General features: G+C 39.6%; 20 protein-coding genes. 7 read left to right on the top strand and 13 right to left on the bottom strand.

All coding sequences use genetic code 11. The annotated features are described in order from the left end of the window. Positions 1–129: 129 nt before the first annotated feature. Positions 130–4,233 (top strand): PAS domain S-box protein, encoded by a 4,104-nt coding sequence (locus M23134_RS12975; RefSeq protein WP_002696737.1) that lies wholly within the window; start codon positions 130–132, stop codon positions 4,231–4,233. Between the two features lie 469 nt (positions 4,234–4,702). Here the strand turns inward: M23134_RS12975 and atpG are convergent, their stop codons facing one another. The 9 genes from atpG to M23134_RS12925 all read right to left on the bottom strand — a co-directional run bounded on the left by atpG (position 4,703) and on the right by M23134_RS12925 (position 12,021). Beyond that, on the bottom strand, positions 4,703–5,635 hold the full coding sequence (gene atpG / locus M23134_RS12970; RefSeq protein ID WP_002696735.1) for an ATP synthase F1 subunit gamma: 933 nt from the start codon (positions 5,633–5,635) through the stop codon (positions 4,703–4,705). 69 nt (positions 5,636–5,704) lie between these two features. Further along, positions 5,705–7,303: a F0F1 ATP synthase subunit alpha gene (gene atpA, locus M23134_RS12965; RefSeq protein WP_002696733.1), complete on the bottom strand. Its 1,599-nt coding sequence runs from the start codon at positions 7,301–7,303 to the stop codon at positions 5,705–5,707. A gap of 24 nt (positions 7,304–7,327) precedes the next feature. Continuing rightward, positions 7,328–7,867 carry an ATP synthase F1 subunit delta gene (atpH, locus tag M23134_RS12960; protein WP_002696731.1) on the bottom strand — a complete coding sequence of 180 codons (540 nt, stop codon included), beginning with the start codon at positions 7,865–7,867 and terminating at the stop codon, positions 7,328–7,330. A 66-nt stretch (positions 7,868–7,933) separates the two neighbouring features. After that, positions 7,934–8,428: a F0F1 ATP synthase subunit B gene (atpF, locus tag M23134_RS12955; RefSeq protein ID WP_002696729.1), complete on the bottom strand. Its 495-nt coding sequence runs from the start codon at positions 8,426–8,428 to the stop codon at positions 7,934–7,936. 156 nt (positions 8,429–8,584) lie between these two features. After that, complete coding sequence (gene atpE, locus M23134_RS12950) at positions 8,585–8,860, bottom strand: ATP synthase F0 subunit C (RefSeq protein WP_045113507.1); 276 nt, start codon at positions 8,858–8,860, stop codon at positions 8,585–8,587. A gap of 134 nt (positions 8,861–8,994) precedes the next feature. Next, positions 8,995–10,071, bottom strand: a complete 1,077-nt coding sequence (atpB, locus tag M23134_RS12945; RefSeq protein WP_002696727.1) for a F0F1 ATP synthase subunit A — start codon at positions 10,069–10,071, stop codon at positions 8,995–8,997. A gap of 425 nt (positions 10,072–10,496) precedes the next feature. Further along, a complete protein-coding gene (locus M23134_RS42720; protein WP_002696725.1) occupies positions 10,497–10,709 on the bottom strand; it encodes an AtpZ/AtpI family protein in 213 nt (70 codons plus the stop codon). Then, positions 10,681–11,127 (bottom strand): bactofilin family protein, encoded by a 447-nt coding sequence (locus M23134_RS12930; protein ID WP_002696724.1) that lies wholly within the window; start codon positions 11,125–11,127, stop codon positions 10,681–10,683. Before M23134_RS12930 ends, M23134_RS42720 begins: the two co-directional genes overlap by 29 nt. A 24-nt stretch (positions 11,128–11,151) precedes the next feature. Next, positions 11,152–12,021, bottom strand: coding sequence for a murein hydrolase activator EnvC family protein (locus M23134_RS12925; RefSeq protein ID WP_002696722.1), 870 nt, complete (start codon positions 12,019–12,021; stop codon positions 11,152–11,154). A gap of 620 nt (positions 12,022–12,641) precedes the next feature. On the opposite strand from M23134_RS12925, the gene porW reads away from it, so the two are divergent. The 4 genes from porW (at position 12,642) to M23134_RS12905 (ending at position 19,054) form a co-directional block, all read left to right on the top strand. Then, positions 12,642–14,774 (top strand): type IX secretion system periplasmic lipoprotein PorW/SprE, encoded by a 2,133-nt coding sequence (gene porW, locus M23134_RS12920; protein ID WP_157558469.1) that lies wholly within the window; start codon positions 12,642–12,644, stop codon positions 14,772–14,774. A gap of 198 nt (positions 14,775–14,972) precedes the next feature. Then, positions 14,973–17,219, top strand: coding sequence for a penicillin-binding protein 1A (locus tag M23134_RS12915; RefSeq protein ID WP_002696718.1), 2,247 nt, complete (start codon positions 14,973–14,975; stop codon positions 17,217–17,219). Positions 17,220–17,329: 110 nt separating this feature from the next. Next, positions 17,330–18,169, top strand: coding sequence for a UbiA family prenyltransferase (locus M23134_RS12910; RefSeq protein ID WP_002696714.1), 840 nt, complete (start codon positions 17,330–17,332; stop codon positions 18,167–18,169). Between the two features lie 453 nt (positions 18,170–18,622). Then, the gene (locus tag M23134_RS12905; RefSeq protein ID WP_002696712.1) at positions 18,623–19,054 is read left to right on the top strand and encodes a hypothetical protein; all 432 of its coding nucleotides are present in this window, start codon (positions 18,623–18,625) and stop codon (positions 19,052–19,054) included. A 44-nt stretch (positions 19,055–19,098) separates the two neighbouring features. On the opposite strand, the gene M23134_RS12900 is transcribed toward M23134_RS12905, so the two are convergent. The 4 genes from M23134_RS12900 to M23134_RS12885 are packed head-to-tail and all read right to left on the bottom strand — an operon-like array spanning position 19,099 to position 22,999. Continuing rightward, a complete protein-coding gene (locus tag M23134_RS12900; protein WP_002696711.1) occupies positions 19,099–20,175 on the bottom strand; it encodes a hemin-degrading factor in 1,077 nt (358 codons plus the stop codon). Positions 20,176–20,197: 22 nt separating this feature from the next. Next, a complete protein-coding gene (locus M23134_RS12895) occupies positions 20,198–21,034 on the bottom strand; it encodes a heme ABC transporter ATP-binding protein (RefSeq protein WP_002696709.1) in 837 nt (278 codons plus the stop codon). Then, complete coding sequence (locus M23134_RS12890; protein WP_002696707.1) at positions 21,034–22,065, bottom strand: FecCD family ABC transporter permease; 1,032 nt, start codon at positions 22,063–22,065, stop codon at positions 21,034–21,036. The genes M23134_RS12895 and M23134_RS12890 overlap by 1 nt, the downstream gene beginning before the upstream one ends. Continuing rightward, on the bottom strand, positions 22,052–22,999 hold the full coding sequence (locus M23134_RS12885; RefSeq protein ID WP_002696706.1) for a heme/hemin ABC transporter substrate-binding protein: 948 nt from the start codon (positions 22,997–22,999) through the stop codon (positions 22,052–22,054). Before M23134_RS12885 ends, M23134_RS12890 begins: the two co-directional genes overlap by 14 nt. A gap of 336 nt (positions 23,000–23,335) precedes the next feature. Here M23134_RS12885 and M23134_RS12880 point away from each other — a divergent pair, with 336 nt between their 5' ends. Both M23134_RS12880 and M23134_RS12875 read left to right on the top strand, forming a co-directional pair. Next, on the top strand, positions 23,336–25,444 hold the full coding sequence (locus M23134_RS12880; protein ID WP_002696705.1) for a TonB-dependent receptor plug domain-containing protein: 2,109 nt from the start codon (positions 23,336–23,338) through the stop codon (positions 25,442–25,444). A gap of 58 nt (positions 25,445–25,502) precedes the next feature. Beyond that, positions 25,503–26,126 carry an HmuY family protein gene (locus M23134_RS12875; protein WP_045113506.1) on the top strand — a complete coding sequence of 208 codons (624 nt, stop codon included), beginning with the start codon at positions 25,503–25,505 and terminating at the stop codon, positions 26,124–26,126. Positions 26,127–26,534 lie beyond the last annotated feature (408 nt).

Here is a 26,534-nt window from a genome sequence, read left to right as displayed (position 1 = left end):
AGAAGGCAATCAATTCGCCGTATTTTTTCTGTGAACTTATCTTGAATTTTACCGGGTACACAGCATTGTAATGCTTTTTGCCCAAACAAGACGAGTTCTGTTTGTGTGTCTCTATACCCCCAAACTCTGATGAATCAAGAGAATAAACCAGTCACCGAAGATTTGATGCAGGAAATTGCACAACTTCGTCAGGAACTTGACCAACTCAAGCGCAATGGTACCCCATCGGCCAACCATAGTTTTTACAAAGAAATGTTTAACTCAACTATTGACAGCATTTTTATTTGTGATGACGACGGGATGATTATTGACGTAAACGAAACTACCCTGCATACCCACCAATGCCAGCGCGAAGATATTGTAAATAAAAGTGTCAAGGCGTTTTGTGATCGTTACCAATACGATTTTCAGGCGATTCAACAGGGCATTCAAGACGCTTGGGAACAAGGTACGGGTAAAGTAGACTTACAGGTCTTAAACCGCCACAACCAATTGATTTTGCGTGAATTGGTGCTCAAAAAAATGATGTATTTATCTCAACAAGAGGTAGTAGTGGCTTTTGGCAAAGCGTTGTATCAATCACAAATTTCTCAAAAAATTATCAGCGAAAGTGAGTCTCAGTTTCGCACCATTGCCAACCACGCCCCAGTGTTGTTGCGTATGTCGAACCCCCAACACCAGTTTTATTTTTTCAGCAAACAATGGCTTGAGTTTACAGGCAAAACTGTAGAAGAAGAAATCAATGAAGGTTGGCTAAAAAATGTGCACCCCACTGACTATGAGGGGGTAAAAAATCATTTGTTGAAGTCGTTTGAAAAACAAAAAAAATATGAGGTAGTATATCGTTTGCTCCGCCACACCGGACAATACCGCTGGATTGTAGAAAAGGGGGTGCCTTACCTCGACGCACGCAACCACTTCAGGGGATATATAGCGTCAGCGGTAGATATTACAGAACAAAAAATGGCAGAAGAAGAAGCCAAACGCATCCAGCTGATCAAGGAGACTAAGACTCGGTTTCAGGAAGCATTGGAAGGGGTAAACCTGATGGGGATTAGTGTAACCACTGATGGTACAGTTACTATGTGCAACAACTACTGGCAAAAAGTAACGGGGTATACTAAAGAGGAGATTGTAGGCAAAAATTACTTTGACCTGTTTGTACAGGAAAGCGAGCGCCCCGAACGGTGGAATGAGTTTGATAAGACCCTGCAAAACGGGGGTTTTTGGGAAACCTCAGAGCGTACCATTCTTACTAAAACTGGTGATGTGCGCTATATTCAGTTTAACTCGGTAATATTGAACAATGAAAAAGGAGAACTGGGTGGCTTGACCAAGGTAGGCAAAGACATTACTGAAAACCGCAAAGTAATGAAAGCACTCAAACAAAGTAATGAAGCACTGCAGGACTTGTTTGACAATTCTAACGACTTAATTTTTATTTGCTCTATGCGGGGTAAGTTTTTGTTTGTAAACAAGACTTTCAAGAAAAAAACCGGGTATACCAATAAGGAGCTTAAAAAGATGAATATTCTTGATTTGCTCCATCAAGACACCAAAAAATCTACCCTTAGTACAGTCAAAAGCATCATACAAGGCGAAACGGTATATAATTTCATCACCATCTTGTCGCACAAAGAAGGGGGTAATTTGTATTTAGAAGGCAGTGTTACTTGTCGTTTCGAAGATGGTAAGCCTACAGCAATGCGAGGCATATTACACGATACCACAGATAAGATACGCGCCGAAAAAGCCCAGACTCTGTACTACAGTATTGCCAACCTGACGGTACGCAGTAAAAATATGAATCAGTTTTATCAAAGCATTCACCGGGAACTGGGCAATGTGATTCAAGCCAAAAACTTTTATATCAAACTGTATGACTCTGACCACCGCCAAATGAGTTATCACTATTATGTAGATGAGGCTTTCGCCAGCGGAGGATTAGAAATACGCCAAAACAAAACCGATAAAGGACTGGCTGAGTATGTGGTGGAGTCTAAAAAAGCTTTGTTTCTTTACGAAGAAGAAATACAGGCATTGGCTGAGGCTGAAGGCTTGATTTTATCGGGTCCTGCTCCTAAAATATGGATTGGGGTACCACTCAAGTTTGAAAATGAGGTAATAGGGCTAATTTCGGTCAAATCGTACCGCGATCGTAATATTTATACCATCAAAGACCTTGAGTTACTCGACTTTGTGTCGGGGCAAATTGCACTGGCAATTCAGCGAAAGCGTAATGAAGCCAAGTTGAGTAGCAAAACTGCCCAGCTTCAGGCTATTTTTGAGAGTAGCTCACACGTGATGTGGTCTATTAACCGTAACTGGAAACTTACTTCGTTTAACCACAACTACGCCGAAACCCTGCAGCGCCAGTATGGAGTATCGCCTACTCTCAATCGGGGGTTGATCCAATTGAGTGCCAAGTTACGTAAAACCAATAACTATAAGGTTTGGCAAAAAATGTATGAGAATGCGTTCAAAGGGGAAACGCAATATTTTGAGATAGAATCGGACACTCAAGATGGTGAAACCTGGTGGCGCGAAGTGTACTTAAACCCTATAAGGTTAGAAGATGGGCGGATAGAAGAGGTTTCGGCAATATCGCACGACATTACCCAAAAGAAATTGGTAGAGCAAGAGGTGATCAGGGCTAAAGAAATTGCCGAGAAATCGCTCAAAGTAAAAGAACGTTTTCTTGCCAATATGAGCCACGAGATACGCACGCCTATGAACGGAATTATAGGAATGATTGACCTTATGATGGATACTCCACTGGAAAACAAGCAGCAAGAATATATGTACACTATCAAAAAGTCGTCAGAGACCTTGCTCAATATTCTCAACGATATTTTGGACTTGTCGAAACTAGAAGCGGGTAAAATGGCGCTACACCCGAAGCCAATGGACATCCGCTTTATGGTAGAAAAGGTTTACACCTTATTTTTGCAACAAGCCAAAGCCAAAAACAATTTTTTGAGTTATCAGGTAGACCCTAAAATCCCTTATTTTTTGGAGGCAGACGAAACCCGTTTAATTCAGATTATATCTAACCTGATGTCGAACGCTATTAAATTTACCGAAGACGGGCAAGTAGCCATCAAGTTTACGCTTGCTTCTAAGGGCGAACTGTCTGTACACTTATTGGTAGAGGTAGCTGATAGCGGCTTGGGTATATCGCCCGAAGATCAAAATCGATTGTTTAGTACATTTACCCAACTCGACAACTCTTCGTCTAAGTCTTACTCTGGCACTGGCTTAGGGCTTGCCATTTCTAAAGAACTTTGTCGCCTAATGAATGGAGACATTGGGGTGATTTCGGAGATTGGACATGGTAGTACTTTTTGGTTTACGTTTGAGGCACAACCTACCGATGAAAAACCTGAAGGGTATTTGATGGATGATTGGGATTTTTCGTCTAAAGATCATTTTGGCGATTACCGCCCACGAATTCTTATTGTTGATGACAACATCGTGAACCGTAAGGTGGCCAGTGAGATTCTAAATAACGCTGGGTGTATTATTTCGCTTGCCGAAAGTGGTTATCAGGCATTAGATAAGGTACAGGCACACAGCTACGACCTCATTTTTATGGATATTCAAATGCCTGGTATGGATGGGGTAGAAACTACACGCGCAATTAAGGGTTTGGGCATTGAACAACTCCCTCCTATCGTTGCCATGACTGCCTACTCGATGAAAGAAGATCGAGAACGTTTTATGGAAGAAGGTCTGGATGACTATGTGTCTAAACCAGTCAAAGCCCAGACATTGATCCAAAAAGTGCAAGAGTATATTTTGGGTAAAAGTAATGTACCTCAACATTCGGCTACTCAACTACATGAAAGTGAAACGATTACGCTAAAACCTGCTGATACAGAAGTAGATGTGCAACCCATGATTTTGGATATGTCGGTGCTGGGACAACTCAAAAAATATGGTGGAAACGATTTGGTCATAGAGTCGCTGCAAGATTTTGAAAATGAAACCGACCAACTACTCACTGATGCCATGGAGGCTTTTCAGCAAAGTGACTACGAACAGGTACGTAAACATTTGCACACCATCAAGGGTTCGGCAGGTACTTTAGGCATAGTACAAGTAGCCGAATTGTCTGAAACAATGGAAGACCAACTGAAAGTGCAAGATATTACCGACCTGGAAATCAATTTGCAAAAACTACTGCAATATTTCCGCGATTTTCAGGCAAATTACCAAGGGTTGGTGAAGTAATAGAGACAAGCTTTAAGCAAAAGTTGCAAATCCTTGGATGCCGATGAATATCGGGGCTCCAAGTTATGCACTCTACATTGACCTCATCACAACAAGCTGCCCCAATGAATCGGGTTTAAAAACAGCTTCAGTTCACAGGTAGCTAACAAATTCATAGTATGCACGACTGGCGCACGCATCCCACGTGTGTTCCTAACGCATTGAGATCAAGTAGTTCTAAAAGGCACTTATTTTTAACTGAAAGCATTGTTTATCAGATATTTAAAGCCTTCACTTGAAAAGTTAAGTTGACGCCAATGCAATGAATCGGGATTTAGAAATAGATTCGGTTCACAGGTAACTACATTTTTTCTATCACGTTGATTTTTTAACAATTTATAAAACCTTAGTAAGTACTTAAAGAACAAAAAAATACCTGGCAAGTTGCTACAACCTGTCAGGTATAAATATTTAATAAACAATACTCGTATTATGCGTTCAATGCTTCGGCACCACCTACAATCTCTAGGATTTCTTTGGTAATGGCCGCCTGACGAGACTTGTTATAAGTAAGTTTCAACTCTTTCACCAATTCTTCGGCGTTTTCTGTTGCCTGATCCATCGCTGCCATACGAGCGCCATGCTCAGCAGCGTTTGAATCCAAAATACTGCTATACAACTGAATCTTAAGGCTTTTAGGAATCAACTCTTCCATAATTTCTTCTTCCGAAGGTTCAAACAGGTAATCTACCGAATCGCTGTTTTTTTCCTTGATCTCAGAAGAATCCTCTATACTGTCAGCCGAAATAGGTAAAAACTGCTTACAACGAACCGCTTGGGTAATTACATTGATAAATTCGTTGTATATGATCTCTACTCTGTCTATTTCGCCAGATTTAAACTGTTCCAAAACAACCTCTGCAGTATCTTTGATATTGGCAAAGTTTAGGTTTTGAAATACTTCTACTCTTTCCAGTTCGCCTTGAGCATTTCTCTTTTGAGGAAAAATGGTTTTGTACTCACGACGAGCCAAACCTTCACTTGCTTTTTTACCAATAGTTAAAAAAGTAAGGTTGCCTTTAGCCAACTGGTCAGCATATTTATCTTCAGCCAAAGCTACTGCAGCTTTAATAATATTATTGTTAAAAGCTCCACAAAGACCACGATCAGAAGTAATGGCAATGATCAATACTTTCTCTGGTGAGCGATCTTCCATGAACTCACTTGTAAGGTCTTCGCTGCTCATATTTCTGGACAGATTATCAATGATTCCCTTAAGCATAGAAGCATAAGGTCTCATTCCTTCAATCGCGTCCTGCGCCCGGCGAAGTTTTGCCGCAGCTACCATCTTCATTGCCTTGGTAATCTGCTGGGTAGACTTTACCGTACTTATTCTGGTTCTGATTTCTTTTAAGTTTGCCATTGTCTTTTCAGAGGTTCATAGAATAAACAAGCCGCTTGCTGCAAACTGCAGTAAGCGGTTGTTAATCAATTATTTATATCTTTTAGCAATCATTTTGGCAGTTTCTTCAAGAGTATCGGTAATTTTTTTCCAATCGTCTCCCTTAGGTTTGGTTTTCTTGTTACCCAAAGTTGCCATCATTTCTTTATGGTTCAACTGCAATGACTGAAGATATTCTTTTTCAAACTCTTTTACCTTATTAGTAGGCACATCGTTCAACAAACCATTAGTAGAAGCATAAATAATTGCTACTTGCTCTTCTACTCTCACTGGAGAGTACTGACCTTGTTTCAATACTTCCAGGTTTTTACGTCCTTTTTCAATTGTCAGCTGAGTTGCTGCATCCAAATCAGAACCAAACTTAGCAAACGCTTCCAGTTCACGGAATTGCGCCTGGTCTAACTTCAAAGTACCCGCTACTTTTTTCATTGTTTTGATCTGAGCTGCACCACCCACACGAGATACCGAGATACCTACGTTAATGGCAGGACGAATACCAGAGTTAAACAAGTTGGTTTCAAGGAATATCTGACCGTCAGTAATAGAAATTACATTGGTAGGAATATAAGCAGAAACGTCACCTGCCTGCGTTTCAATGATAGGAAGTGCAGTCAAAGAACCACCACCTTTTACCTTGCCTTTCAAAGACGGAGGCACATCATTCATTTGTTGTGCAATGTCATCAGATTCACTGATTTTAGCGGCACGCTCTAACAAACGGCTGTGCAAGTAAAACACATCACCAGGATAAGCTTCACGCCCTGGAGGACGACGTAAAAGTAGAGATACTTCACGGTATGCTACTGCTTGCTTCGACAAGTCATCATAGATTACCAACGCAGGGCGGCCAGTATCGCGGAAGTACTCACCAATAGCAGCACCAGTAAACGGAGCAAAAAACTGCATAGGTGCAGGGTCAGAAGCAGAAGCAGAAACTACAGTAGTATAGCTCATTGCACCAGCATCGGTCAATGATTTTACTACTTGTGCTACAGTACTTGCTTTTTGCCCAATGGCAACATAAATACAGTAAACAGGTTCTCCCCTGTCATAAAATTCTTTTTGGTTGATAATGGTGTCAATCGCTACGGCAGTTTTACCAGTTTGACGGTCACCAATGATCAATTCACGCTGACCACGACCAATAGGAATCATCGAGTCAATCGCTTTGATACCAGTTTGTAGAGGTTCATCTACAGGCTGACGATAAATAACACCAGGGGCTTTTCGTTCCAAGGGCATATCATAAAGCTCGCCTTCGATAGGTCGCTCTCTATCATCAATAGGATTAGCAAGTGTATTTACTACACGACCAACAATTCCTTCACCTACTTTAATAGATGCAATCTCTTTGGTACGTTTTACAGTGTCGCCTTCTTTAATATCAGAAGAATCACCAAACAATACAACCCCAACGTTATCTTCTTCAAGGTTCAATACCAATCCACGTAGTCCGTTAGCAAACACTACTAATTCTCCCGCCTGAACTTTAGATAGTCCATACACACGGGCAACACCGTCACCAATCTGCAATACGGTACCTACTTCTTCTAGTTCGGCCTCGGTTTGAAAGTTAGAAAGCTGTTCTCTTAGAATAGCAGAAACTTCATCGGGTCTAATTTGAGCCATAATTAGTATATTTAAAATCGCCTGTTAAGAACGAAAATCTTGTTTTATTTTTTGTAGTTGACTTTTGATAGAGTTATCTAATTGAGTATCGCTAATGCGAATGACCATACCTCCAATTAAGCTTTCATCGATTTCCTCTTCAATCTTAATTGTCTTGCCAGTTTTTTGCGACAATGCCGCCCTCAACTCTTCTTTCAAAGGATCAGGAAGTGTCACCGTACTAGTGACGTATACTTCTTGAATATTTTTATAAATATTGAACTGCTCGCGAAATGCAACACTAATAGAATACAATACTTCTTCGCGGCTACGACGGGCAAGAATCTCAAAAAGAAGTATCATTACATCTGATACCTTACCTTCAAAGATAGCCTTCAATATTGACAATTTTTTATGTGCACGAATAATAGGATTGTGCATGACGGCAAAAAACTGTCGGTTTTCTTCATTCACTGTCTGGAAAAGCTCCATGTCTTTGTCCACTTGATCCAACGTACCTCTCTCGATGGCCAAATCCATGACAGCCTTGGCATATCGTTGTGCAATTCTGTTATCAGACACCATTATTAATAATTTTGATAGTTTCGCCTAAAAAATTGAATAGAAAATCAAAGAAATACAATGCGTGAATTAGTTAACCTTTAGGTCGTTAATCAATTCCTGCATTAAGTTTTCTTGTTTATTACTATCTGACAATTCACGTTTTAGTAACGTTTCAGCTACTTGTACCGAAAGTGTACTGATTTGACTTTTGATATCAGCTATGGCAGCTTGTCTTTCTTTATCAATAGCCTGCTTTGCTGCTTCTTCAGCATCACCAATGATCTTAGATGCTTTGGTAGTTGCTTCTTCCAGGTTTTTGTCAGCAATTAGTTTTGCTTCCTTAAGTATTCTGTCTTTTTCTATGCGGGCGGCCTCTTCCATATTGGCTTGAGACTTTTTAAGCTCGTCTACCTCTTTGCGGGCAGTCGCGGCTTCATCCAATGCATTTTGGATAGAATCTTCACGATCTCTCAAAGCCTTCATAATAGGCTTCCAGGCATATCGGCTTAAAATGAAAAGTACTACCAGGAAGGTAATCCCTTGCCAGAATATCAGACCAATGTCGGGCGTAACTAAATTCATTTTTATATAAAAGTTTTAGTAATAGACTTATGTAAATAGCAAAATAGCTTAATTAAATGCACTTTTTATAAAAGCTCAATAAGCTTACTCAATTGTGTAGAATTAAATAAAACCCACTCGTTGACCTAGTGTCAACAAGTAGGTTTATTTTGTAAATTATCCTTTGAAAGAAATCAACAAACAGATTACAACACCAAAAAGAGCAACACCTTCAATCAAGGCAGCTGCAATAATCATGTTACGTTGAATGTCTCCAGAAGCACTTGGGTTGCGAGCGATACCTTCAACAGCACCACCACCAATACGTCCGATACCAACACCTGCGCCTAACGCTACAAGTCCGGCTCCGATACCAGCACCCATAATTGCCATACCAGATCCCATATCCATCATGAAGATAGATGAAATAATAGATAATAATTGAGCTAACATAATATTGAACTTATGTAATAATGAATAAAAAGAAAATATTAATTAACAAGAGTGCTAACCACTCATGCATAATTAATGCGTTTAACAGTGTCACCACAAACCGATTTACCAATTTGCTGTGTCACGTAATATTTTTAGTGAGCGTGTGCGTGTGCTTCATCATGATGATGCTCCTCTACTGCTGTTGAGAAATAAGAGGCAGAAAGCAAGGTAAACACATACGCTTGAATAAATGCTACCAGTAGCTCCAGAAAGTTCATAAAGGTTGCAAAAGCAGTACTTACTACTCCTACAGCAAGACTTTGGAAAATAAAGATCAAACCAAACAAACTCAACATAATAATGTGACCTGCTGTAATGTTAGCAAACAATCGGATCATTAGAGAGAATGGCTTGGTGAACATTCCTATAATTTCAATAGGAACCAAGATAATGTAAAGTAGTTTGGGTACAGGAGGGGTAAATATGTGTGCCCAGTAGTTTTTGTTAGCACTCAGCGTTGTAATTACAAAAGTAATTACAGAAAGCACCAAAGTTACGGCAATGTTTCCGGTAAGGTTGGCTGCACCAGGCAATAACCCCAACATGTTGTTAAACCAGATAAAGAAAAATACGGTAAGAAGATAAGGAGTAAACCTTTCATACTTAGGTCCAATGTTTTCTTTGGCTATATCATCTCTCACAAAAATGATGATAGGCTCAAAAAATGATTGGATGCCTCTTGGAGCCTTACCCGCTCGTTTTTTATATCCTTTAGAAACACTAAAAAACACGAAAAACAATAAGGCTACACTTACAAACAAAGAAGCTACGTTTTTGGTAATAGAAAAATCCATTACGTGCCCTCCATTTGCCAAGGCAAAATGTCCATGAGCATATACATATTTGTTGCCTCCATGTTCAAAGGTTATGGCTCCATGATGAGCTTTCGCTCCTTCTTTGTGCCCTTCTTTTTTGATGTCCTCATGTTTTCCATCTCCGTGAGGAATGGCAGAAGACATGAAAATATCAAGACCTTTGTCGGTGTATAAGATTACAGGCAACGGGATGGTAAAGCCTTTGAAAAACTCCCAACCATGCGAATCGGCAATGTGGTGAGTGATGAGTTCACTGAAGTCTTTTGCTTCAAACTTGTCATCTCCTCCTCCTTTGGCTTGTGCAAATTGAAAAAGACAAAGAAGTCCAACCAATAGTAGCGTTTTTTTAAGCATTTTATTATCTATGATAGTCTCGTTTTTCGTATATATTTAATCCGATCATTCAGATTTTGCGCGCAAATTACCCAACAGGAAATAAATTTCAAAAACAAAGTACAAGAAATAAAAAACAAAGAAGGTTATTACAAACGAGTAAATGCCTTCCATTCTGAGAATAATACAAACAAATACAAATATAACACTCAAAAATAGCCTTATACCCATTGATAAAAAGTAGTATACATGGAATGCTTTTTCATCTTTTTTTAGCCCGTAGCTTGTTACAAGCGAGGTTACCAAGGCTATAGCAATAAAAAATCCCCATAAGCCCCACTTGGTAAAATGAAATAAATTAATTTGTTTAATAAATGTATCAGCAATAATAAAAATTGCAATAATTAATGAAGGGATGCCAATCTGTCGTAAATGTTGCTGCATCTTTAACGAGATGTAAGGGTTCGAATTAAAAGAAAAATAGCGACAATTACAGAAGTAAGTGATAAGATGAGTGTCATGATAGGGTTTTCTAGCCCCCAGTATTCATCTAACCACCTACCTCCTAAAACTGCCGCCAAAATTAAGGCAAACATTTCAAAAGCAAGTGCTGAATAACGAACGTAATCGTTAGACGACCTGTTTTTGTTTTTGGTCATGAGAAGGTTTCTTAGTACTATCGTTTATTTTTATTTCTTTTACCATGTTGCCCATTTTGCAGCTTCCATTAAATACAGCTCCTGCTTCAACAATCAATTTGTTACAAACAATATCACCATTAATCACTGCTGTAGATTTAAGGGTCAATAAGTCTGCGATCTCAACCAAGCCTTTTACTTCACCTGAAATCTCAGCATTTTGGGCTAAAATACTTCCTTGTAAACCAGAAGTTTCTCCAAGTACAACTCTTGATTTACTTTTAATATTACCGACAATCTTACCGTCTAAGCGTACTGGTCCGTAAGTCTCGATATTACCATCTAAAACAGCTCCTTTACCAATGCGGGTTTCTGCATTGCTAAGTTCTGTGATATCTTTTTTGGTTTCTTTGCTAGTGTTATTTCCAAATACAGCCATGAACATGTTTTTTTGGGATTTAATTTAAAATGAAACAAATGCTTCGGGGTTAACTGGCGTACCTTTGTACCATAATTCAAAATGCAAAAACGGCTTATTTTTTGAATTTTTACCTAAAAGAGCTACTGCTTCTCCTGCTTTCAAAAAACTTCCTACTCTTTTGTTCTGAAACAAAGTAGCACAATGCGTATACACCGAAATGAGATTAGATTGGTGTTGTATTGCTACAACATACCCTTTATCACTTGTCCAAGAAGTCATAATAATTGTGCCATCTGCAATAGAAGACACAGTACTGCCGTGCGTAGACACAATATCCACCCCGTAATTTTGTTGACGAGGATTATATTTTTTAGAGATTACTCCTTTTAAGGGAGCAAACAAATAGAGCGACTTCAGGCTTTTGATTCCTTGCCCACCCATGAGCGGGTTTCCTGAACTTCCCTCAAATTCTTCGCGCAATAACTTATCGTTAGGATCTATATAATCTGGATTGATTGAGTCAGAAACTTTGCGAATGACAGGTATTTTTGATTTGGCGCTGTCTTCATTATTAAAGTACTTTACCTTCCCTCCTACCACATTTCTAAAGTTTTTGATAAAAAATTCCCGTCCTTGTACCTGGCTTGATATTGAATCGATCTTTTGATTCAAAGTTTTTACACTTCGCACAAACTCAGCCCCATTATCAGTAGTCAAGGTACTTTCACTGAAAAATTTTTGAGAGGTGAAAAAGCCTAAAGTAAAGACCAATCCGGAAAATAGCGTAGCAATAAATATAACAATGGAGTAGGTATAAGGGATTTGTTTTTTCTCCTCTAAACTTTCTTCGTTTCTTATAATTAACTTATATCGGGTAGTAAGCCAATTAGACAATGTTTTTTTTACTTTCAATGTGGTATATTTTTGTTACACATCTGGACAAACCCACAAAATCGGTGCAAATTAACGTATTTTTATTGATATTGATCGTTAATTTGCCTAAAAATATGCTGAAATATGGGTTTTTTATGTAATTTTGATACTGTTTTTGGTATTTATAGTACATTATACTGTAAATACAGGCAATTTATCTGCCAAAAAACACTTAGTTAAACACTTGAAAATCAATGTTTCATATACAAAACCTGTATTAATTAAAATCAACCAAACACAATAGTGTTTTATTTAGGTATTGTAACTTAGTGATCTTTCATAAATAATTTGAGCCATTAAAGTGTATCTATTGTCCTCATTCTCCTCAAAAAAAAAGTTTCATAGCTTTGGCTATGCACCGTTTTTTTTGAATTATCTGAGAATAATATATTTTCTTGAATTGGCACATCTTATTTTTTCCAGATCACTTGCCAATATACTATTTTAATTTGGCTTTTTAATCTCCATTTTTTGAAAGCAGAAGCAGTATAGTGGCGTAGGTTTTTACCATTATAGTATAAAAACTCTTTTTTGTGAGACAGGTTTATTTTAATGTCCTTTCATTTAAAATTAGCCACAAAAAAATAAACTGGAAAATTTTGAAGTATTTTAAAGTCATACCTCTGCTTGCAATCGCAATAGTGGCCATTTTACAAGCCTGTAAGCCTTACCATAACATTACAGCTCATTACAATGCTTATTTTCTTGCCAATGAGCGAATGCAAGAGATAGAAAGAAAGCTGTTTCTGAAGCGTATCGAAGATTACAATAAGATATTGGATGTGCAGCCTTTTATAGATACCAATACTATGAAGGCACACGATCAGGACATTAAGTACAGTCTAGAGAAAGCTTCTATTATATATCACAAACACGATGAAAGCAACTGGATGGATAATGCCTACCATGTGATTGCTAAAGCCAGGTTTTACGGACGTAACTTTGACCAGGCAATCGTAGGCTTTAAGTTTGTGAATACCCAAAGTGAAGACGATGACCTCCGGCATAAATCACTTATATTTCTTATTCGAACTTTTCTGCGCACTGATCAGGACAGAAACGCGTTGACGGTAATTAATTATTTGAAAAAACAGGCAATGAGTAAACAAAACCTGCGTGATTTTTTGATTATGCGGGCGCACTATTACCGAACAAAACTTAACTATAAAAGAACCGGGAGGTATTTGGTAAAAGCAGTAGATATGATGCGCCATGGAGAACGTAAAGGACGCATTCATTTTATCATAGGGCAAATATACCAAAGGTTTGAACAATACGATAAAGCGTATACTCATTACCGCTCTGTGCTTAGAAACAACCCTCCTTATGAGCTGGCTTTTTATGCCCGACTCAAAATGACCCAGGTATCTAACATAAAAACGGATAAAGACATACGTAAAGCCCGACGTTATTTCAGACGGCTACTACGTGATGTAAAGAACAAAGAGTATCATGATAAAATTTATTATGAACTGGCGCTTTTTGAACTGCGACAAGACAGCACCAACCGAGCAGTTACTATGCTCAAAAAATCTATTGATGCCAGTGCAGGTAACAAGGTACAAAAAGCCTACTCTTACCTTAAACTAGGTGAAGTGCACTATGCCCCACTAGAAGAGTATGAACTTGCCAAAAAATATTATGATAGCTCGATGGTGTCGCTGCCCAAAAATGTAGAAAACTATAAGATGATCAAGCGAAGGGCGCGTATCTTGGGCGACTTTGTAAAATACCTGAATAGTGTAAGGCTGGAAGATAGCCTGCAAAGAATGGCTAAAATGGACACCTTACAGTTATCAGCTTACCTGGATAAAAACTTGAAAGTTAAAATAGAAAAAGCATACGACGAGGAACAACGCCTTATACAAGCTGCCAAAGACAAAGCCAAACGAAGCAATAATACCAGCACTTTGAAAGAACTGCAAAGTAATGTATGGTATTTCTATAATCCTCAATTAGTGGCGCGAGGCAGGGTAAAGTTTCAACAGAAATGGGGCACAAGGGTACTTGAAGATAACTGGCGCCGGAGCAACAAAGATCCTGAGCCACCTGATTCTTTGTTTATAGGGGGAGACAAAAAGCCTGACAAAGGAAAAATTGTAGCAGACAGGGTAAAAAAGGCAAAAGAAGAACTCTATAAAATTATACCTTTTACTCCAGAAGCTATCAAGGCCTCTGACAAAAAACTGGAGGATGGTTTTTATGAGTTAGGTAAAATTTATAACCTCCATTTGAATGAAAACAAAAAGGCCATTGGGTCATTTGAAGAGTTGCTCAAAAGGTTTTCTAAGACAAAGTATGAGGCAGAGGTACTTTATTTTTTGTACCTCATTAACAAAAACTTGCCGAATGCTTCCAGGGCAGCCTATTATAAGCAGCAAGTGCTGAAAAAATACCCTAACTCGGTATACAAAAATATGATTATTAACCCTAATTGGTTAAAAGAGGCCAAGAAACACGAAAAAGAAGTAAAAGAGGCTTACAAAAAAGCTTATGAGGCTTATCAAAACCTCCAGTATGAAAAATCGCAACAACTCATGGATGCTACACTGAAAAAGTTTCCACAAAACCTCATTCAAGATAAGTTTTCGTTTCTGAAGGTGCTAATTATTAGTCGCACACAAAATAAAGAAGTAAGGGAAAAAGCCTTGTTAAAGTTTATTAAAGACTACCCGGGCAGCAACCTTAAAAAGTTTGCCAACAACTTGCTTAAAAAGTCTAAAGCAATGTAGCCACTTCATATTTCACAGTAACCTAAGCGGTAAGTTTCAAGTTTGTAATTTTAATACTTGACTTATCGCTTTTTGCCTGAAGCTTGTAGGTTAAAAAAGGTTACTTTTTATTTTTTTTTGTATAAACTTCACTATGATTAATTAACTATATCAAAAATCACTAATTTTGAAACACTAAATTAAAAACAGTCTCAAACAATGGGTAAAAAAGACAGACCATTTTACAGAAAAGGATATTGGCGGCTGATTATGCTTATTTGGATCGGTTTTTTGGCAACTATTACCGGAGCCGTTCTTTATTTTACCGCACTAGAGAACGACTTTATGGGATTTTTTGGTCCTATACCAAGTCTGGAAAGCTTAGAAAACCCCAAAACAGAACTTGCCTCTGAAATTTATTCTGCAGATGGCAAACTGATGGGTAAATATTACCGGGAAAACCGAAGCCCGGTAGAATATGAAGAAATTTCTCCCTACATGATCAATGCCCTCATAGCTACCGAAGATATTCGTTATGAGAGTCACTCTGGCATTGACCTCAAAGGTTTGACCCGTGCCATTGTAAGGCTGGGTAAAGATGGAGGGGCAAGTACCATTACCCAACAACTTGCAAAAAACCTCTACCGTACCCGTGGAGCAGCCAGCAAAGGTAAACTTCACGACTACCCATTGGTGGGCACGATTGTATCAAAAACCAAAGAATGGGTCACTGCCATTAAAATTGAGCGGAATTATACAAAAAAAGAAATTATTACAATGTACCTCAACACGGTAGAGTTTGGTAGCAATGCTTTTGGTATTCAAACCGCTGCCCGTACTTTTTTTGACAAACACCCTAGCCAGTTAAATGTGCCTGAGTCGGCAGTGTTGGTAGGTTTGTTAAAGGCTCCCACCCGTTATAGTCCGGTATCTAATCCTGAGCGATCGAAAGCCCGCCGAAACACGGTGCTTGAGCAAATGGAGAAATATAAATTTATTACTTCATCACAAGCAAGTTATTTCAAATCTCAGTCTATCAAGCTTAAATTTGGGGTAGAGGACCACGTAGGTGGAATTGCTCCTTATTTTAGAGAAGAAGCCAAAAAGTTTCTGAAAAAATGGGCAAAAGAGTCAGGGCGTGACTTATATACAGATGGCTTACGCATTTATACTACTATAGACTCTCGTATGCAAGCCTACGCCGAGAAGGTAGTAGAAAAGCAAATGAAAACACAACAAAAAATCTTCTACAAACACTGGGAAAACAGGAATCCGTGGGTAGACGCTTACAATGTAGAATTACCCAACTTTATTGAAGATTTGGCGAAAACTACTACTCAATACCGTATTTTCAGAAAAAAATATGGAAAAGATACTGCCAGCATTAACAAGGCAATGAATACCCCTGTAAAAACTAGGGTATTTTCCTGGACTGGTGAAAAAGACACCTTATTGAGTCCAATGGACTCTTTACGCTACTACAAACACTTTTTGCATACTGGTTTCATGTCTATGGAACCACAAAGTGGTCATGTAAAAACCTGGGTAGGAGGTATCAATTACAAATATTTTCAGTATGATCACGTAAAACAAGGACGCAGACAACCTGGGTCTACATTTAAACCCATTGTGTACGCCTCTGCCATTGACCTGGGGTATACTCCTTGTCACCAATTTGTTGATCAGCCAGTAGTGTTTAATGCCGGAGGAGGCCCTTGGGTAGCCCGTAATGCTACTTTATCTTATACGGGTGTTCCCCTGACTTTGCGCCGGGCACTAGGGCAATCAATCAACTCAGTTACAGCCGGACTTACCAAAGCCATTGGGGTAAGAACGATAGTAGAACACGCCAGAGAGTTGGGTATATCATCTCCGTTACGCTCTGTACCCTCGTTGTGTTTAGGGTCAAGTGAGGTATCGCTATTTGAGATGTTGGGAGCTTACAGCACCTTTGCCAACAAAGGGAAACATACGGTACCTATATTTATATCGCGCATAGAAGACCGCAACGGAAATGTTGTCAAAGAGTTTATACCCAAGGTAACCAAGGTATTGGATGAAGAGACTGCTTATATTATGTTGCACATGCTCAAGGCTGCTTTGGAGCCCGGTGGTACATCTACCCGACTATGGAGCTATGGTGTAGCTACTAAAAATGAAATTGGTGGTAAAACAGGAACTACTCAAAATAACTCGGATGCCTGGTTTATTGGTGTAACCAAAGATCTTGTATCGGGTGCTTGGGTTGGTGGCGATAACCGTAGTATTCGTTTTAGGAGCATTGTATACGGACAGGGTGCAGTACTTGCTTTGCCCATGTGGGGTGAGTATATGAAAAAAGTATATGCCAACAAGGATTTGCCTTATACCCGTGGTTCGTTTGAACGCCCCGATAAAGTAGACATAGAGTTGAATTGTGCCAAGATGCGACAAAAACGAGCTCAGATGTTACTGGATAATGAATAAATTATATAAATTATAAATTAATATCGCCTGCAAGAATCAAATTCTTGCAGGTTTTTTTGTTTTTATATCCAACCTGTCGTACTAATGATATACGCGGATACAAGTGAACAATGAAGGCAGTAAAAGACACACTCTATCAATACTTAAAAATACCTAATCGGGGGCTTGAATGGCTCATTTACCACAACTTATACATAGCATTGGGGGCTATGGCGCTTGCTTTTACTACTTACCTTTTGCTTGACACACCTTTAACCCAAATCAACTGGGCACTACTTTTATTTATTTTTTGTGCTACCATATTCACTTACAACATAGATCGTGTTCCTTTCTATTTTAATCATTGGTTTACTATCACACTCCAGTTGGTTGCCACCATCGGAATAATTACATGTAGCTTTTGGCTTTCCTGGCAGTTGCTTTTATTCGTAGTACACTTGGGGTTTATTGCGGTTTTTTATTCTATCCCTAAAGGGTTAGGGTGGCTTTCGTGGCTTTCGTTGCGACGTATACCTTTGCTCAAAATATTTTTGATTGCCTATGGCTGGGCAGCAGTTACGGTAATCCTTCCTGTAATTACATTGCATACAGACTGGCAAGCTCCTCAGGTGTTATATTTGTTTACTGAAAGGTTTTTATTCATTTTTATTATTACGCTGCCTTTTGATATAGGTGATGTAAAAAATGACCAAAACCATCGTATTATTACTATTCCCGTATGGTTGGGCATCAAGCGTGCCCGTCAAATAGGCTACCTGCTCATTGTAGTTTATATGGCTACAGCAATAGGACATTTTCAACAGATTATTTTTGTAATAATGGCAGGTGTGCTGATGTTCAGTTGTGGGATATTTTTGAGACAAGTAAACGCACAGACTCCCCGAATTTACTACAAAAAATATGTGGATGGTGCTATGTTTTTATATTTTGTATTATTTAGCTTTGTGTAAGCCTTGAATAATTAATTACTGAAGTCACGCAAATCCTTCTAAGCACCTCTATTTTGATGGTTATATTGTCATATGGCTATATTGTTTCGCAATGCATCGCAAAACAATATAAGCCTTTTGAGGAAGGTATGTAACATTAGTTAATTAGTTTACTATGATAGTTTAATAGCTAATTGCGCCAATAGGAATCGGTATCTAAGACTTGCTACTGCTTAAACCCAATTAGTGCACTGGGAACTAAATTCCTACTACATTAGCTTCGCAGAGCTCGCCACAGCAGAGCTGTAGGCTCGGTTATTCGGAGCCTTTAGCCTGCTGACTTTACTTAAAAAAGTTTGCGTAGCTTTGGCTATGCGCACTTTTCGAAGTGTGTCAGCAAACAAAATACCCTCGAATAAATAGCGCATTTATTTAATCCCCAGTGCATTAGTTTTACCCAAAACACCTTGAATTATGAAAGAAGATTTTATCAAAAAATTAAATATCATCTGGTTTGCACTCATCTTTGGTCAAGTCATTTTTCTATGTGTCATTCTGCTTGTATTTCAAGATAGTGGGATTAACGAAAGTTCACAAGGTTTGCTGGAGTATGTAGCGGTGGGGGCTTTGTTGCCTATGGTAATGATGAGCCAGGTTTTATATAAAAAGCAAATACAAAGAGCACAGGCATCTGAGGCTGCAGAAGAAGACAAACTCATGATGTATCAGACAGCTACTATTGTTAAAGCAGGGCTTCTGGAAGGAGGCAATATCTTTTGTTTGGTCGCCTACTTGCTTACTGGTGTGCAATGGCTACTTATACCGATTGTAGCAGTATTGGGCTTATTTTTTATGCAACGTCCTTCTGTACAGAAGTATGATATTGAAGTAGGGAGTCGATTCTAAAAAATAAATACCGGATGACTACTTGCCATCCGGTATTGTTACCTTTATGCATTGACACTTTCCTGCAAGGCTGTTTCTTTCTCTACTTCGGCTATAATCTCTTGCCACGCAGTGAGTTCAGGAATCCCTGGCTTTCGTTTGCCAAATAACTGTACAATTTGATTGCCTTGAGCGTCAAAACACTCCAAGGCAGTTACTACCCCATCTTTGGTAGGCTTACGCACCACCCACACATCTTTTAGGTGAGGCTCTTTCACGTGTAGGTTAAAATCAGGGTCCATTATATTGAACCAGTCCTGATGATCCAGGAGTTTTTTTACCGGGCCAGTATGAATTTGAATCATTCCTTTGTTACCCACAAATACCATAATAGGCGTATTACGCTCAGCGGCCAGCGTCACTACTTTGCGAAAAGCTTGTGGGTTTACTTTGATGGCATAATTTCCGGCAGGAGCTAGTCTTAAAGCTTGGGTTCGGGTAAGCTTATGTTTTCTTACCAACCCAAAAAAATCGTGGGTATCTTCTAAATTAATCCATCCTTTTTGAAAAGCAGCCACATCAATGTTTTCGTCTGGATGTTCTTCTACCGTTTCGTCCCAGGCATGTACAGCCTGTAGGTCAGATTGATCCTCGTGACGGTATTTGGTTACCAATGCCTGATATTTATCCAGGTTGCTCTTGGCAGTAAGATATATTTTGTGAATAGCCTCGCCATCCTTGGCAAAAAACTGAAGACTATACCGGGCTTTGCCTCTGACTGTATCGGTTACGGCAAAAGCTGAATCCCACGACTTGAAAAAAATACGTAAGTCTATGTCTTCGCCTACAAACAAACCCACGTGAGGGTTTTCCAGCGAAGCGTTCGCGTATACTCCTTTGCGCTCGTGTACTACATCATTGTTGCGGGTCAAGGCCATCACTTTGCCCAAAGATTCAACTTCTTGTAGTATTTCTTTAAAAGCAGGCAACAATCGGGTAACTTCATCGCTTCCGCAACGAGTGGCCAAAAGTTCGGCTTCGCTTACTTTCAAAGAGTCAGCGGCATTGCGAATGCGTAAATGAGGTTGAGTTTGTTTTAATTCTTCCCAACGGGCTTTGAGATTTTTTGGAGTGCTTTCCATATTTTTCGGTAATTTTTAATTCTTATATAATGGTCTGGTGTTGATGGATAGATGACTGGTAGGGTAATTTGTCGAAATCGCCAAAATACACTACCGGACAATGGTGATATGGGTGGGTAGCCACCTTCACCGAAAACTGATAACATTTGTTTAAACATTGTTCAGTCAATACTTCTTTTGGTGTTCCATAAGCTTCTAACTTTCCTTGGTGCAATAGTAAAATTTTATCGGCATACAATGCTGCCAGGTTCAAGTCATGAATCACCAACAATACTATATTTCCGTTGTGGGCAAAACCTTTAGTGAGTTGTAAACAACGGTGTTGATAACGAATGTCTAAGTTATTTAAAGGCTCATCCAACAACAGTAGTTTGGAGGTGGTGGCAGCTGTCTGTTGATGCAACTGCGCCAAAGCTCTTGCCAGTTGAACCCTTTGCTTTTCACCTCCCGACAGTGACGCATAATTACGTTTTGCCAGTGGTTGTATGCCCGTTTGCTCGCTCACTTTTTGAACCACTTCCCAATCGTACTTGCCAGGTTGGTGCTTAAAATGAGGATAACGCCCCATGAGCACTACTTCTTCTACGGGAAAATCTTGGCTCATATGAATATTTTGGGTCAATATTGCCCGTTCATAAGCCATTTGCTTACTAGTTGTTTTGGCAAAGGGTGTTCCTTTCCAGGCAATTTTTCCTTGGGTAGGCAAATATTCCTGACTGATCAACTTCATCAATGTAGATTTACCCGCCCCATTAGCACCTACCACGGCAATTAGTTCTCCTTTGGTTGTATCAAAAGAAATATTTTTAAGAATATCTTGCGACTTGATGCGATAGTCTACCTGGCGTAGTTGTAACATTAATTTAGTGCATTTTTTTGTCGATACAAAATTATTAGAAATACAGGTGCCCCCAATAAAGCAGTGATTACCCCAATGGGTATTTCAGCAGGAGCCACTACAGTACGGGCAAGCGTATCTGCCCAACAAAGCAATAAGGCACCCGCAAGCACTGATGCAGGCAATAAAAACCTATAGTTACCTCCTCCGATCAAACGAAGGACATGAGGTACTACCAAGCCAACAAAACCAATCATCCCGCAAAATGCTACGGCAGTGCCTATTGCCAACGCCGTAAGTATTACTACTTGAATCTTAAGACGCTCAATGGGCATTCCTATGTATTTGGCTTCTTGTTCGCCCAGTGTCAAAGCGTTGAAAACTTTTGCCAGACGAAATAAAAACACTGTAGCAAGCCCAGTAGCAAATGCTATCAAACCTACGGTTGTCCAATTGGCACCACCCAGGCTACCCAATGTCCAAAAGGTAATGCTGCGTAACTGAGCATCATCGGCTACGAAAATAAGTACCCCAGTGCAAGCACTTGCCAACGCATTGAGCGCAATACCTGCCAACAACATCATAGTAACATTGGTGCGGTGTTTTTGACGTGCCAAGGCAAACACCAGAAAAGTAGACCCTACTGCTCCCAAAAAAGTAACCAAAGAGAGTAAGGTGCCTGCCCACCAGCCAGACGCCAACAATGAACTGGCCAACACAATGACCAACGCTGCTGAAAAAGCGGCTCCAGCAGAAATGCCAATAATGGAAGGGTCTGCCAGCGGGTTGCGAAACAAACCCTGTAGTGCTGCACCACACAACGCCAACGATGCTCCTACCAATAAACTTGTGATTACTCTGGGCAAACGAATGACCCATAAAACGGCCGTTTTTTGCGCATCGGATACTTCCTCTACCCACCCAGCCTTGGCAAGCAGTATTTGCCACCACTCGCTAAAGCCAATGTGAATAGCCCCCATACCCGATGTTGCCACCAATGATAGTAAGACAATGACTGATAATACAATGAGTATGTAGCTATTGCGTTGCAAGAGTGGCTTTCAGTTTTTTGTTTAAAGTATATACTGCTTGCCCCAAACGCGGACTGAATCCGGTAAGAAACTGACCATCCATGGCGACAAACGCTTTGTTACGTCCAGCGTTGGTATTGACTACCCCTGGTATTTTCAACAATCCATTGCCCTCGTCCAGGCTTTTTAGCCCACTTTCAAACATCAAAATTACCTCAGGATTGGCTTTTACTAATGCCTCAGCAGTCAATGGCTTGAAGTTGTCAAAATCATTGATGGCATTTTGTCCACCTGCCATTTCAATGATTTTTTGTACGGGGGTATTTTTGCCAGCTACCATCAAAGTACCTGCGCCTCTGGCATAAATAAACAACACTTTAGGGGTATTTGGCAACTTTTCCAACTTTGTAAGTGGCTCATCTATTTGTTTTGTGAGTGCCTCTACAGTTGCGCCATTGGTTGGAGGTAGTTTTTGAGCTATGTCTTTGATCAACTGCTTGGCTCCCTGAACAGAATAGTCTATTTTAAAAAGCTCTAGATCGATCTTAGTGGCTTTTAATTGCTGGATTAGCTCAGGCTTAAGCTCTTCGGTTTTACCCAAAATCAATGAGGGCTTCAAAGATATAATGCCCTCTGCTTGCATATTACGGGTATGCCCTACTTTAGGCAATTTGTTAATGGCGCTTGGATAGGTGCTTGTTACATCTACTCCTACTATGTTTTGCTCATAGCCCAGTACACATAGTACTTCGGTAATGGTTCCGTTTAGCGATACAATTCTAAGTGGTGTAACGGTTGTTTTTTCTACCTTCTTTATATGCTGTTGTTGACTTTCGTCAGATGCATTGCTTGTACAACCTCCTGCCATCAGGCTATATGCTAGTAACCCTACCCAGGCGAGAATTAAACCCAGTTGAGTAATCACGTTTTTTTGATGTATTGCAGATTGTTCCATATCTATTCAGTTTTGTCTATTTGATTATAAATAAAACTACTAAAATAACCTGAGCCATTTGACTAATCTTATAGCCCCAGACTTCTTAAAAAAATATGTCCATAGCTTTGGCTATGCAAATATTTTTTCAATCGCCTGAAACTAAAATATTGCACCAAAATTTGGCTCATTTTATTTTTTCCGTTTTACTAAACTCATGTTGTTGTGTTATTTGATAAGGCAAACTTATAGTTTATTTAGACTAAATAAAAATAAAGTTCTCAAATTATTTGGAATCATTCTAAATAGTAGGTTTGTTTGCAACGTCTTTCTGACAAACACAAACTCAGAATTACTATGAAAAATGCTGCAATATTATTTGTAATCTCTTGTATAACAGTTAGCTATGGATATAGCCAAACAGGGCTCACTGACAGTGCTGAGGCAGTCAGGTTAGAAGAAGTAGTAGTAACGGCTACTCGCACCGAAAAACAATTGGGTACACTTACTACGCCTGTAACCCTGATTACTCAGCAACAAATCAAGGCTTTGGGGGCAGTAAGACTTACCGAGGTATTGCAAGAGCAAACTGGGCTTGCCATTAACAATGACCATGGGCAAGGAATACAAATGCAAGGGTTTGACGCTGACTATACCTTGATTATGATAGATGGTGAACCATTGATTGGACGAACAGCAGGCACTTTGGCTCTGTCGAGAATTGCAGTAAATAACATCAAACAAATAGAGATTGTCAAAGGACCTAGTTCTAGTTTATATGGTTCGGAGGCTTTGGCTGGGGTAATTAATATCATTACTCACCAACCCAAAGATGACTTGAACGGAGGAGTAAATGTACAATACGGAGCAAACCAAACCTTTAATATCAATGGTAAAGTAGGCTTTCGCCATAAAAAACTGGCGGTTTCTTTATTTGCTGATAGCTACCAAAGTGCGGGTTATGACCTTACGCCTACTGTTGAAGGAGCCACCGTGGAACCTTTTCGTAACCATACCTTGCAGGCAAAACTGCAATACAAATTCAACCCAAAACTTAAGTTCTCTTTGTCGGGTAGATATTTTGGCGAAAGCCAACAGCAAAAAGCCAATATAGGGAGCAACCCACCTGTGATAGTAAGTGGAGATGGGGCACAAACAGATATGAATATACATGCAGTAGCAGAGCACAAGCTTACACCAAATGTACAGTTCAAGTATAAGTTTTACCACACCCAATACTCTACTCGCTCATTGCTACGCTACGAGCAAGACCAAAGTGTGTATGATGAAAGCTTTTTTAAACAGAAATTTAGCCGCCCCGAAGTGGTCACCAACTATTATATCAACAAACAGCATTTTTTAACGCTGGGCATAGGCAGTACCTTGGAGTCGGTAGAGGCTACCCGCTACACTACCCAACAACGCTTTAGTACATTGTATGCCTTTGGGCAACACGAATGGACACCAGCAAAAAAGCTTTCGGTGATTACAGGACTCAGGTTTGACCAGCATTCGGTCTATGGCAACCAAGTAAGTCCCAAACTCTCGGCAAGGTTTCAAGCCCTGCCCTGGTTGGCAATGCGGGGTTCGGCAGGGGTGGGATTTAAAGCACCTGACTTTAGACAATTGTACTTAAATTTTAGCAATGCAGTAGCAGGCTATAGTGTATTTGGTACCCAAGCATTGGCCACTGGAATAGAGCAACTCAATGATGCCGGACAGATAGCGGCTGTATTTACTGACATATCTCGGTTTCAAGGTTTAAAACCTGAAACTTCTATAGCTTACAATATTGGGATAGAAACCCGATGGAAAAGCGGGCTAAAAACAAGTTTCAACTTTTTTAGGAATGATGTACAAAACCTGATTGAAACCCAGATTGTTGCCCGAAAAACAAATAGCCAATCGGTATTTAGCTACGCCAATTTACGCGAGGTATTTACTCAAGGGGTAGAGTTTAATGGTAGTTACCGATTGTTCAAAAGCTTAAAGTTAATGGCTGGTTATCAGTATTTAATCGCCAAAGATAAATCGGTGATTGATCAACTAAACAACGGAGAAGTATTTAAACGTGATCCTCAAACATTGGTCACTACCAGGGTGCGCTCTTCTGAATACGGAGGCTTATTTAATCGCTCGCGTCATATGTGGAATGTACGCCTGTTTTATGAGCACTTACCCAAAGGTTTCAATGCCAGCTTGCGAGGAGTTTACCGGGGTCGCTATGGGCTTGCCGATATGAACAACAACCAAATATTAGACGCTGACAATGAGTACGTTACGGGGTATTGGCTTTGGAATGCCTCATTGAGCCAACGCTTGTATAAAACATTGAGGGCACAGGTAGGGATAGACAACCTGTTTGGCTTTCAGAACGCTACAGCAATACCAGGTATTGCAGGTAGGTTGTGGTACATACGGTTGAGCTATCAATGGCAAAGAAATACCCCAAGCAAAACTTTATAAATGGCATTTTAGTGTCTTAGATTAGAATCAATTTTTAATAACAAATAGTGTAGAAACAATGACTAGATTTAGCTTTATTTTTCTGATGGTGGCAGGAGTTCTGCTGACTTGCACCGCTTGCAAGAAAGAAGCCTCTGAAACTGTAACTCCTCCTTTAGAAACCAAAACATATCAGAACCTGGCAGCTCCTGGCGATGTGATTGACCGCACTACGGGCAAGGTGATTCAGGAAAACCCTTATGTATATTTTAGCCTTGAAAAAGGTAGTACTGTAAGCAAAGACGAAAACTGGGACATTGGTTTTAAGGGCTCCAGTATCATATTTAATAGTGGAATTAGCGGGAGTGGGCAAGCAGGTGCAGTAATCAAAACAGGGGTGTTTGAAGAGCTCACTACAGCGCCAGCAAGCGAGGAGTTTCGTCAGGATAGTAACGAGCGCCTGGCAGTGCCTGCCGGAAGCAACAATGGATGGTACAATTATGCCGGACCTCCTTCGCACTTGATTACTCCCATTGCTGGTAAGGTAATTATGGTGAAAACCTTTGATGGCAAATATGCCAAAGTAGAGATACTAAGCTACTATAAAGATGCTCCGGCTACGCCTGATGCTTTCAAAGATCAATCGGCCACTTATACTTTCAGGTATATGTACCAGGCTGACGGAAGTAAAAACCTAAAGTAATTCTACAATACCTAAATATCATACTTACACTTGTTCGCTGGTATCAGCGACAATGAAAACAAACATTTACTTAACCTTTTATTGAGTTTTTGAATCCAATAGCAATTATTCTCCGACCAGCTAGTACAATGGGGATTAAGTAAATAATGAATTAATTTGGATGAATTAACTTCGTTGAGCTCGCGAAAAGCTCGGTTTTGTTCTCTAACGAATCGTTAAAATGGCGGATAGCCATAGCTATCTAACTTTTTGGCGATGAAGTAAGAGGGCAAAAGTCGCTGAATAAATCATTAGTAATTTAGTTCCCGTTGTACTAGGAACACAAAAGCCAACTATATCAATAATAGATTATTTAAACAGTTGTCTTGATCTTCAACTCAACTGTTTTCCTTATAAACAGGCAAAAGG

Source organism: Microscilla marina ATCC 23134 (assembly GCF_000169175.1).
Classification (GTDB): Bacteria; Bacteroidota; Bacteroidia; order Cytophagales; family Microscillaceae; genus Microscilla; species Microscilla marina.
This window is presented reverse-complemented; position numbering and strand designations above follow the sequence as displayed.

What these genes read in the sequence shown, in the direction of transcription:
- M23134_RS12975 (WP_002696737.1), top strand. Translation starts at nt 130, where the DNA reads ATGAATCAAGAGAATAAACCAGTCACCGAAGATTTGATGCAGGAAATT.
- atpG (WP_002696735.1), bottom strand. Translation starts at nt 5,635, where the DNA reads ATGGCAAACTTAAAAGAAATCAGAACCAGAATAAGTACGGTAAAGTCT.
- atpA (WP_002696733.1), bottom strand. Translation starts at nt 7,303, where the DNA reads ATGGCTCAAATTAGACCCGATGAAGTTTCTGCTATTCTAAGAGAACAG.
- atpH (WP_002696731.1), bottom strand. Translation starts at nt 7,867, where the DNA reads ATGGTGTCTGATAACAGAATTGCACAACGATATGCCAAGGCTGTCATG.
- atpF (WP_002696729.1), bottom strand. Translation starts at nt 8,428, where the DNA reads ATGAATTTAGTTACGCCCGACATTGGTCTGATATTCTGGCAAGGGATT.
- atpE (WP_045113507.1), bottom strand. Translation starts at nt 8,860, where the DNA reads ATGTTAGCTCAATTATTATCTATTATTTCATCTATCTTCATGATGGAT.
- atpB (WP_002696727.1), bottom strand. Translation starts at nt 10,071, where the DNA reads ATGCTTAAAAAAACGCTACTATTGGTTGGACTTCTTTGTCTTTTTCAA.
- M23134_RS42720 (WP_002696725.1), bottom strand. Translation starts at nt 10,709, where the DNA reads ATGACCAAAAACAAAAACAGGTCGTCTAACGATTACGTTCGTTATTCA.
- M23134_RS12930 (WP_002696724.1), bottom strand. Translation starts at nt 11,127, where the DNA reads ATGGCTGTATTTGGAAATAACACTAGCAAAGAAACCAAAAAAGATATC.
- M23134_RS12915 (WP_002696718.1), top strand. Translation starts at nt 14,973, where the DNA reads ATGGGTAAAAAAGACAGACCATTTTACAGAAAAGGATATTGGCGGCTG.
- M23134_RS12910 (WP_002696714.1), top strand. Translation starts at nt 17,330, where the DNA reads ATGAAGGCAGTAAAAGACACACTCTATCAATACTTAAAAATACCTAAT.
- M23134_RS12905 (WP_002696712.1), top strand. Translation starts at nt 18,623, where the DNA reads ATGAAAGAAGATTTTATCAAAAAATTAAATATCATCTGGTTTGCACTC.
- M23134_RS12900 (WP_002696711.1), bottom strand. Translation starts at nt 20,175, where the DNA reads ATGGAAAGCACTCCAAAAAATCTCAAAGCCCGTTGGGAAGAATTAAAA.
- M23134_RS12895 (WP_002696709.1), bottom strand. Translation starts at nt 21,034, where the DNA reads ATGTTACAACTACGCCAGGTAGACTATCGCATCAAGTCGCAAGATATT.
- M23134_RS12885 (WP_002696706.1), bottom strand. Translation starts at nt 22,999, where the DNA reads ATGGAACAATCTGCAATACATCAAAAAAACGTGATTACTCAACTGGGT.
- M23134_RS12880 (WP_002696705.1), top strand. Translation starts at nt 23,336, where the DNA reads ATGAAAAATGCTGCAATATTATTTGTAATCTCTTGTATAACAGTTAGC.
- M23134_RS12875 (WP_045113506.1), top strand. Translation starts at nt 25,503, where the DNA reads ATGACTAGATTTAGCTTTATTTTTCTGATGGTGGCAGGAGTTCTGCTG.